The 8,974-nt window shown below is 49.3% G+C and carries 8 protein-coding genes; 4 read left to right on the forward strand and 4 right to left on the reverse strand.

Annotated elements, in window-relative coordinates; all coding sequences use genetic code 11:
* Positions 1 to 82: 82 nt before the first annotated feature.
* Positions 83 to 430, reverse strand: coding sequence for an HNH nuclease YajD (gene yajD, locus HX773_RS21555; protein WP_101761311.1), 348 nt, complete (start codon positions 428 to 430; stop codon positions 83 to 85).
* 211 nt (positions 431 to 641) lie between these two features.
* Here yajD and HX773_RS21560 point away from each other — a divergent pair, with 211 nt between their 5' ends.
* Complete coding sequence (locus HX773_RS21560) at positions 642 to 2,111, forward strand: glucosyltransferase domain-containing protein (RefSeq protein ID WP_176973257.1); 1,470 nt, start codon at positions 642 to 644, stop codon at positions 2,109 to 2,111.
* Between the two features lie 60 nt (positions 2,112 to 2,171).
* On the opposite strand, the gene HX773_RS21565 is transcribed toward HX773_RS21560, so the two are convergent.
* Together HX773_RS21565 and HX773_RS21570 are read right to left on the reverse strand one after the other, a co-directional pair.
* The gene (locus tag HX773_RS21565; RefSeq protein ID WP_008106326.1) at positions 2,172 to 3,203 is read right to left on the reverse strand and encodes a methionine synthase; all 1,032 of its coding nucleotides are present in this window, start codon (positions 3,201 to 3,203) and stop codon (positions 2,172 to 2,174) included.
* A 29-nt stretch (positions 3,204 to 3,232) separates the two neighbouring features.
* The gene (locus tag HX773_RS21570) at positions 3,233 to 4,216 is read right to left on the reverse strand and encodes a DUF1852 domain-containing protein (protein ID WP_176973258.1); all 984 of its coding nucleotides are present in this window, start codon (positions 4,214 to 4,216) and stop codon (positions 3,233 to 3,235) included.
* 306 nt (positions 4,217 to 4,522) lie between these two features.
* Between HX773_RS21570 and HX773_RS21575 the strand changes: the two genes are divergently transcribed.
* The gene (locus HX773_RS21575) at positions 4,523 to 5,062 is read left to right on the forward strand and encodes a DUF2058 domain-containing protein (protein WP_176973259.1); all 540 of its coding nucleotides are present in this window, start codon (positions 4,523 to 4,525) and stop codon (positions 5,060 to 5,062) included.
* A gap of 20 nt (positions 5,063 to 5,082) precedes the next feature.
* Here the strand turns inward: HX773_RS21575 and HX773_RS21580 are convergent, their stop codons facing one another.
* Positions 5,083 to 5,781, reverse strand: a complete 699-nt coding sequence (locus tag HX773_RS21580; protein WP_176973260.1) for an RluA family pseudouridine synthase — start codon at positions 5,779 to 5,781, stop codon at positions 5,083 to 5,085.
* Positions 5,782 to 5,971: 190 nt separating this feature from the next.
* Between HX773_RS21580 and HX773_RS21585 the strand changes: the two genes are divergently transcribed.
* Together HX773_RS21585 and HX773_RS21590 are read left to right on the forward strand one after the other, a co-directional pair.
* Positions 5,972 to 6,454 (forward strand): cold-shock protein, encoded by a 483-nt coding sequence (locus HX773_RS21585; protein ID WP_176973261.1) that lies wholly within the window; start codon positions 5,972 to 5,974, stop codon positions 6,452 to 6,454.
* Between the two features lie 1,152 nt (positions 6,455 to 7,606).
* On the forward strand, positions 7,607 to 8,974 hold a 1,368-nt coding region (locus HX773_RS21590; protein ID WP_176973262.1), incomplete at its 3' end, for an Ig-like domain-containing protein.

Here is an 8,974-nt window from a genome sequence, read left to right on the forward strand (position 1 = left end):
GGGATCCCTCAGCCCTACGGTTTTTGGCGGGGGGCATTTGTAGGGTCGCCATTCATGGCGACCTCTATCTCAAACAATAACCTTACTTCTTCTTATTCAGCATCGCCTTCAAATCGGCAAAAGGATTATAGGTGGCTTCACCGACATCCTTCTGCGCATCTTCACCCGCCACAACACGCGTGCCGTACTGATCCGCTTCGGTGTATTTCGAATGTTCGTGGTCGTGACAATACAGGCACAACAACTCCCAGTTACTGCCATCTTCCGGGTTATTGGTGTGGTCGTGATCGATGTGATGCACGGTTAATTCGCGCAGGTTGGAATAAACAAATTCGCGCGAGCAGCGGCCGCATACCCACGGATAGATTTTTAATGCTTTCTCACGATATCCGCTTTCCAGCCGCGAGTAGTTTTTAGGGATCAGAGCCATTGCCGACGTTGCCTGTTAGAAAGAGATAAAGCGACATGTTATCTGCACATCCCGCAGCTGCCAATGATGTTTATCATCCCTGAGCATCCCTTCTAAAAAAACCGCCTACACTAGTTTGTAACTTCGCGGAAATAAAAGGCCGCCCGACCCAGCTCGATGGAAATCCACTCATAAAATGATGCCCGTAAATGATCCTCCGTCGGTAAGCCGGATGCAGCGTATCGCTTTGACTATGATGGTGGCAATGCTGGCCACGCTCCCTGTGTGGACCAACAAAATTTATTATCGGGATGATCTTTATCGGATATTGGATGGGGATAGGTCTGTATGGCTAAGCAATGGAAGGCCGGGCACCTGGTTATTACAATCTCTGATCTCTTTTGGTGATACGGTCAGCGATATTTCCCCGCTTAATTTACTGCTCGGATTGCTGGCGCTAAGCGTTGCTGCGGTATTTTTCACTGAAAGATTGAGAATCCCGCTAGCTGGTTTTTGGTCATTTCTCCCGCCGCTATTTGTCATTCTTAATCCCTTTCTGACCCAGGGAATGCTCTATACCTATGACAGTCTGACCATACTTTTGTCATTCGCTGGCGCCATGCTGGCGAGCATGGTTAATCGCTCAAAGCCGTTTCAGGAGGTCATATACACGGCGCTGATATTATTGCTGATTCAGACGCTTTATCAGCCTGGACTTAATGTCTATATTGCCTGCGTCGCCTTGCTGGTCGTTTCCCGACTAGTAAATGATCAAACCAGCTGGAAATGGCTATGCGGGAAAATAGTGGCGTTGGGCATTGCCATCCTGGTTTATAAACTCGCGATGAACTATCTGTTGCCGGTGAAAATCGACTGGTACAGCAGGACATACAGCAAGATTTTATTACCGAATTCAGATTCTTTGCGAGTGTTCATCAATACGATTAAAGCATTCAGTGACCTTTTTCTCAGCGCCTATCCGCGCGGCATGATGGTATTTATATGGCTGCCTTTGCTGATGCTATTTTCTGGTCTTATTTTGATGGCTCGAAATTTAAAACAGCAGCAGAAATTAACGGCAAACGCGGTCATACTGCTGTTCAGTGCGGGATTGATTGTCATCATCGCTATCCCCGGACTTTCTTTGGCATTAGCCACACCGTTATTTGTACCGCGCATGCTGGGCGCATGCAGCATTACTTTCCTGTTCTGTTTCTACGTCTCCGTTTATTCATTACCTGCAATAAAAAACTGGCTGGCGGGATTAAGTGCGATTTTGCTGTTTTATCATCTGGTGGTGATGCTGGTCACTTTTAATACTGTAGTAAACGACCAACGTTATCAAATGGAGGTGATGAATCAGATCAAAATCACGTTATCTGCTCCCGCTGCACAATCGATTGATTCACTCGCCTTTATTGGACAATTAAATGATGCCCCGGAAGTACAAACCAATATTCGTAACTTCCCCATCATCGATCATATCCGCATGAAAATGCTGGGTGAGTCTGAGCCGTGGATTTGGCTGGCGCTTATTAAACATGCAGGCTTAAGGTTGAAAGCGGTGAAAGCAACGGATGAAATGAGAGTAATTAAACCGCGTCAGTATCTCTCGCAGGGAGCGGATTTTGACGCCTTTCAGGATGGGAAAACGATGGTGATTGATTTCAGAAAATCGGGTGGGCAGATTAATAAACCTTAATTCATTGGCTCAGTCCGGTTGCTGGTGGGGAACAATCCCGGACTGAGCTTTTAATTGATGTTATTTATTCAACAGCTCTTTGCGAACAATTTCAGCGCCTGCACTCAATGCATCCAACTTGCCCCTTGCCACACCGCGTGGCAGAGGAATCATGCCGCAGTTGGTGCAAGGGTAAAGCTTATCAGCATCGACAAACTGCAGTGCTTTGCGCAGCGTGGCTGCAACTTCTTCAGGCGTTTCAATGGTATTGCTTGCCACGTCAATGGCACCAACCATCACTTTTTTGCCACGAATCAGTTCCATCAACTCCATCGGCACATGCGAGTTTTGACACTCCAGTGAGATGATATCGATATTCGACTTCTGCAGCTTAGGGAAAATCTCTTCATATTGACGCCACTCTGTGCCCAGCGTCTTTTTCCAGTCGGTATTGGCTTTAATGCCATAGCCGTAGCAAATATGCACTGCGGTTTCGCATTTCAGCCCTTCAATGGCTCTTTCTAAGGTTGCGATACCCCAATCATTCACTTCATCGAAGAAGACATTAAATGCCGGCTCATCAAACTGAATAATATCGACGCCCACCGCTTCTAACTCTTTCGCTTCCTCATTGAGAATTTTAGCGAATTCCCATGCCAGTTTTTCGCGGCTTTTATAGTGGTTGTCATAAAGCGTGTCGATCATGGTCATTGGACCCGGCAGCGCCCATTTAATGGGGCGATCAGTTTGCTGACGTAAAAACTTCGCATCTTCAACAAATACTGATTTTTGACGACTTACCGGACCCACAACGGTTGGCACACTGGCATCATAACGATCGCGGATTTTAACGATCTCGCGCTTCTCAAAATCCACACCGTTGAGGTGTTCAATAAAGGTGGTAACGAAGTGCTGGCGCGTTTGCTCGCCATCACTGACGATATCAATTCCGGCTTGCTGTTGATCTTCCAGGCACAAACGCAGCGCATCTTGTTTGCCGTCGGTTAATTCCTGATCTTGCAATTTCCACGGTGACCACAATGTTTCCGGCTGAGCCAGCCACGATGGTTTCGGTAAACTACCAGCAGTGGAAGTCGGTAATAATTTTTTCATAGCAGGTGACCTTATATTTTTATGGGTAATCAAAGAACGGAATTAGCAAACCATTGCTCAAGAATAGTTTGGTATGGCTTGATGAAGCGCTCTTCCGTGAACTTCCCTTGTTCAACAGCCAAATGGCTACGTTCTTCTCGATCATAAACAATTCGGGTTAAAGAATAATCTTCGTGGTTCAGGCTTGGCTGATACAGTTTACCGGCTGCCGAATTGGCATTGTAAATTTCAGGGCGGTAAATCTTCTGGAACGTTTCCATGGTGCTGATGGTGCTGATCAGCTCAAGATTGGTGTAATCACTGAGTAAATCGCCATGGAAATAAAACGCCAATGGCGCAGCACTGTTTGCCGGCATGAAATAGCGCGCGCGCAAACCCATTTTGCCGAAATATTCATCAGTCAGGGAAAGTTCATCCTGCTGGTATTCGATGCCTAAAACAGGGTGCTCATTACCGGTGCGGTAATAGGTATTCTTACTTGAGACACTCAGACAAATCACCGGTGCTTTGGTGAAGTTATTTTTGTAAGCATCTGAGTTAACGAAGTGTTTGAAGATATTCCCGTGCAGATCGCCAAAATTATCAGGCGTGCGGAATTCGGGATGGTTTTTGTTGTGTTCAGACAGCAATACGCTGAAGTCATAATCACGCACATAAGAGGAGAAATTATTTCCGACAATCCCTTCAATGCGCTGGTTGGTTTTTTTATCAACGATATTGGTCTTCAGGATTTCAATCACCGGGAAGGTGCTGCGATTGCCTTCGGCACCGAGATTCAGTTCAGCAGAAATAATCTCCAGCTCAACTGCATAACGATCGCTTTTAGGGTTATCCCAATGTGCCAGTGAGTTAAAACGGTTATCAATCATCACTAAGGCGTTGCGCAGATTCTCCTGACGCTTCTCACCACGCGCCAGATTAGCGAAGTTGGTGGTGATGCGCGTATTGCCAGAAGGGTTGTAATTTTCGTCGAAACGAAGGCTCTTAACAGTAAAAGTAAAGGCGTTATTCATTTTAGTCCGCTATCCCGGTTACCAATATAAAGCCTTGCTGTCGCTAGATTTTCAGGATTTCCCGATGCTCTTGCAGGATACTTTCGTTCAGCAGGCTTGATATTATTTTAAGTTATTAACAATGGTACTTTTATGCCTGAGTCACTGGTTGAAAAAAAGTGATTAAATTTCATCGAACATGAAGGAATTTCATGATGAGGTGGGGATGATGAGCTGCGCTCACTGCGCCTGGCCTGTTCAGCCTGGCAGAGGCTCTACAATTAAAGGTATACTCTCGGCAAATTTTTCAACCGGTCAGACACGACAATGACAAAACTCACCTTACAAGAGCAGATGCTCAAAGCAGGCTTAGTCAGCAGCAAAAAAATGGACAAGGTCCAGAGAACAGCTAAGAAATCACGCGTTCAGGCTCGTGAGGCCAGAGAAGCGGTGGAAGAGAACAAAAAGGCTCAGCTTGAGCGCGATAAGCAGCTGAGCGAACAACAAAAGCAAGCGACGTTATCGAAAGAGTATAAAGCGCAGGTTAAGCAGCTGATCGAAATGAACAAAATCGATATCTCGAAAGGCAATATTGGTTTTAATTTCACCGACAATAATCTGATCAAAAAAATCGACGTCGATAAGCAAACCCAGACGCAGCTGATTAATGGCCGACTGGCTATTGCGCGCCTGGCCGTTGATAGTAAAGGCGAGAGCCAATACGCGATTATTCCCGCCAGCGTCGCCGATAAAATTGCACAGCGTGATGCGAACAGCATCGTGTTGAACAGTGCATTGAGTCAGGAAGCGCAGGATGAAGACGATCCGTACGCTGATTTCAAAGTGCCTGATGATTTGATGTGGTAAGCAAAACGCCAGTTGCGCTGTCAGAACGGACAGGCACTGCGGGCGTTTATGCGCTCGCCGCTAACCGGATGAACAAAATTCAACGCACTGGCATGCAACATCAAACGCGGCGTTTGTCCAGTGCCCGCCTGCAAAAGACCGCCATACAGGTCGCAACCCAAAATCGGATGGCCCAACAGCTGGCAATGGATTCGCAGCTGGTGGGTGCGCCCGGTCTCCGGCGTAAGTTCTACCCGCGTTAATGGCAATAACGTCCCATCTTCCAATACCTGATGAGTGCGCTCAATCACCCGATAGCGTGAGCGAGCCGGCTTACCATTAATTGGGCAAATCGACATTAGCGGAAAAAGCGCCGGATCTTTGGCAATCGGCGCGTCGATCACACCTTCGTCGTCATCCAGATGCCCGCACAACAATGCGCGATAAATCTTGGTCACGCTGCGCTGGCTAAACTGCTGGCAAAGTGCAGCATTGATCGCCTTATTGCGCGCAATCACCATTAATCCCGATGTGCCGAAATCCAGGCGATGCACCAGCGTACAGCCGGGGAACTGCTTTACCAGGCGATGATGCACAGAATCGAGATTGCGCGGATTTTTCCCCGACAGGCTGAGCAGTCCTGCAGGTTTATTGATCAGCAGCAGATGATTGTCCTGATAGAGAATCTCAATCTCTTCACGGCATGGCGGGGCAATAAAGGTATCGATAATCGTAGACATCAGGCTGCCCGGCTGGCGAAGGGATGCGGATAATAACGAATTTTGCGCCAACTGGCGAATCTGACCGATTACCTATTCGCTTACCCGAAATTTATCGTCCAGACTTAAAGCAAAGACGTGGTCTGCGCAGGCAATGTGCTTTACACTGCGCGCTGAAAAAACTGAGTAGATAACGATTAGGTAGGCGGCAATGGCGATGAACGGAACGATCACAACCTGGTTTCAGGATAAAGGTTTTGGATTTATCAAAGATGAAAATGGCGATAACCGCTATTTCCATGTGATTAAGGTCGCTAACCCTGAGCTGATCAAGAAAGACGCGGCGGTGACCTTTGAACCCACCACCAATAACAAAGGTTTGTCTGCGTATGCGGTGAAGGTCTCACCCGAGAGCAAATACATCTATATTGCCGGCGAGCGCATTAAACTCACGTCGATCAAATCTTATGTGGTTTACAGCGAAGAAGTGCCGGTTGAGACGCGCATCGATAAAGAGAATACCGTGCTGTCGGTAGGTATTCTGATGAACAGCATCAAACCAAAGAAAGATGTTAAGCCTGATGAAATGCGCACGCTGAAAAAGCTGGCGATCACTACCTTCCAGGGAAGCACACTCATTTTCTCGGCAGATGAGATTGACGTGGATGCCACGGTGAAAATGCTCAAGGTTTAAACCAATATTGTCCATTCTTGCTGATTATTGAGGTGTGCACTCTACGCACCTTTAAAAGCTCGCCACACAATTCCATTCTCTACCGCCGCAACCCCTGAAGTAAAAAGCGCACCTAAGAAAGACCCGGGTTGTAGCCTAAGACAACGCATTATTGAAAATTTCTGAACGTTATAAATGTACGCGAAAAATATATAATCCGTTTATCAATAAGTTACAAATATGATACCAGGAAATGTACCACACTCAGCAAATCTCCTTACCCGTCCCGCCACTATTTATTGACTTCGCCATCCAGTGAAGCCGTTGTGAACGAATCGTCACCACAGCCAGAAGCTGAGCCGGTTATCAAACTGTGCCGTTGCCGAATCTGGCGATTAGCTCAGTTATCTCCTCGGCAGGCAACATTGATGCGTTGCAACAACGTAACGGCCCGGCAGATAACTAGCTGCGCATTGCCGGATTCGCACCACCGCATGCAAAAGTGGAGTTGTGGGTTAATGGATGTCTTTCGCTGACGGAATATGTCGATGCTGACGTTAACTGGAGCGCCGACCGTTGCTTCATTAGTACGCAGCTTGAGCAGTGAGCCAGTGCAGATTAAAGTGACCGCCATCAGTTACGCCAATAGATTGCAGAGCAGGAAGCGCAGTCGATGGCAGAAAAGTTTAGTTACAACGCGTTACTGGCAGATGAGGCTCCATAACTGTTCCATGCGCTTAGCGCACCCGCTGCCACAACAGCCATAGAGTTGGTCATCAGCAACGCAGATAAGCAGGTTAAAACCGGCTTAGAGGGTTCAACCCCTTGATGAGCAATGAATCGCTGTCAGCTGAACAGCTGTAGGATCTGCTGCAAGCGTAATCAGCTACAAGTTGTGGGGGTAGCGTGAAATCTCTATCGCCCACGGTTTTGACCAAGCCGCTATCGCCGAAGATAGCGGCTTTTTTTATATTCAGTTTTTGCCGTTAAGCAACAGCCTTTCATCGCGATCTGCATTGCGAAAATAGCGACAAATCAATACCTAAAACCTGAATCCCCCCAATCCAGGACGCATCTCGTATTACCTCAGAGTTTCATTTGAGACAATTCCCATATAACACCACCCATATTCCTGGCGGGCTGGTTCTGTACAACACTGAGTCGGAATCAAACATGACATTAAACCTTACATTGTTAAACGATGGCGTTGCCTCGCAGCGGGTCACGCTGCCGCAAGGCAAAGCATTCAGGCTTCAGGCCGTGGCGGGCAACCGCTATGTGATCACCCAGGGCGCGGAGAAAGCCGCTGCAGGCCCTGAACATCTGTTGCTTAGACGTGTGGGCAAAAATTTGGAGATCCGCCAGCCCGGCGAGGATGAACCACAGCTGATCATTGTGGATTACTACGATCTGCCCGGCGATGTGATGGGGCTGGATGCAAGCGGCGCGCTGCATGAGTACATTCATGCCGCAGACGCCAGCATTGACGCTGATGCGTTTACCGACGATCAAAGCGCGGTGATGATTATGAGCCGCAGCTCGCAGGGACAGGTCTCCGCCTACTCACCGCTGGGCGACAACGGCTTTTTAAAAGCCATGGCAGCCTTTGCCGGTCTGCTGGCGCTGGGCGGCGGTGTGTTGGCGCTGCAGAACCAGCACAGCGGTAAAGAGAGCCCGATTCCGGCACCGACCATCGTGCAGGGGCATGATGAGCGCAGCGGCGAATCTGCAAGCCTGCAGCATGGCGCGATCACCGGCAATCCGCAGCCGGATATCAGCGGGCAGGGCAGCGCCCCGGGCAACCTGATTCATATCTACAGCAACGGTGAATGCCTGGGCTCCGGCGTGGTGGCGGTAGATGGCAGCTGGAAAATCACGCCGCTGGCTATGGCGGAAGGGCGACATCAGCTGACGGCGGTGGAGAGCACACCGCCGGGTAAAATCAGTGCGGCGTCGGTTCATTTCGAGCTGCACATTGACCTCACGCCGCCGGCGGTATCGCTGGATAATCTGGCGGATAATGTCGGCAGCCTGACCGGCGATATTCCCTCCGGTGGGCTGACCAACGACACGCAACCGTGGCTGAGCGGACGCTCAGAGCCCGGCGCAAAAATTGAAATCACCATCAACGGTACGGTGGTCGGCACGGCGATAACCGACGCCGACGGCAACTGGCGTTTCCGCACGCCGTTGCTGGAAGACGGCGCGCAGCGTATCAGCGTCACTGCCACGGACGCGGTGGGCAACACCAGCAAGCCAACCGCAGATTACCGGGTTGAAGTAGATACGCAGATTGCGAAACCGACTATCAGCAGCGTCACCGATGCGGTTGAAGGCGGCGTGACCGGCGCGATCGCCAACGACGGCACCGGGCTGACCAACGATGCACGCCCGGTGCTCAGCGGAAAGGTAGAGGCGGGCAGCCTGATCACCATCTACGACGGCAGCACGGCAATACACAGTTTTGTATCCACCACCTCAGACTGGGCGTGGCAGTACCCGGCGGACGCCAGTTTCAGCGACGGCGAGCACGTTTTGCGC

This window comes from Pantoea sp. B9002, from assembly GCF_013385945.1.
Taxonomy (GTDB): Bacteria; Pseudomonadota; Gammaproteobacteria; order Enterobacterales; family Enterobacteriaceae; genus Pantoea.

What these genes read in the sequence shown, in the direction of transcription:
- HX773_RS21565 (WP_008106326.1), bottom strand. Translation starts at nt 3,203, where the DNA reads ATGAAAAAATTATTACCGACTTCCACTGCTGGTAGTTTACCGAAACCA.
- HX773_RS21560 (WP_176973257.1), top strand. Translation starts at nt 642, where the DNA reads ATGCAGCGTATCGCTTTGACTATGATGGTGGCAATGCTGGCCACGCTC.
- HX773_RS21575 (WP_176973259.1), top strand. Translation starts at nt 4,523, where the DNA reads ATGACAAAACTCACCTTACAAGAGCAGATGCTCAAAGCAGGCTTAGTC.
- HX773_RS21570 (WP_176973258.1), bottom strand. Translation starts at nt 4,216, where the DNA reads ATGAATAACGCCTTTACTTTTACTGTTAAGAGCCTTCGTTTCGACGAA.
- HX773_RS21580 (WP_176973260.1), bottom strand. Translation starts at nt 5,781, where the DNA reads ATGTCTACGATTATCGATACCTTTATTGCCCCGCCATGCCGTGAAGAG.
- yajD (WP_101761311.1), bottom strand. Translation starts at nt 430, where the DNA reads ATGGCTCTGATCCCTAAAAACTACTCGCGGCTGGAAAGCGGATATCGT.
- HX773_RS21585 (WP_176973261.1), top strand. Translation starts at nt 5,972, where the DNA reads ATGGCGATGAACGGAACGATCACAACCTGGTTTCAGGATAAAGGTTTT.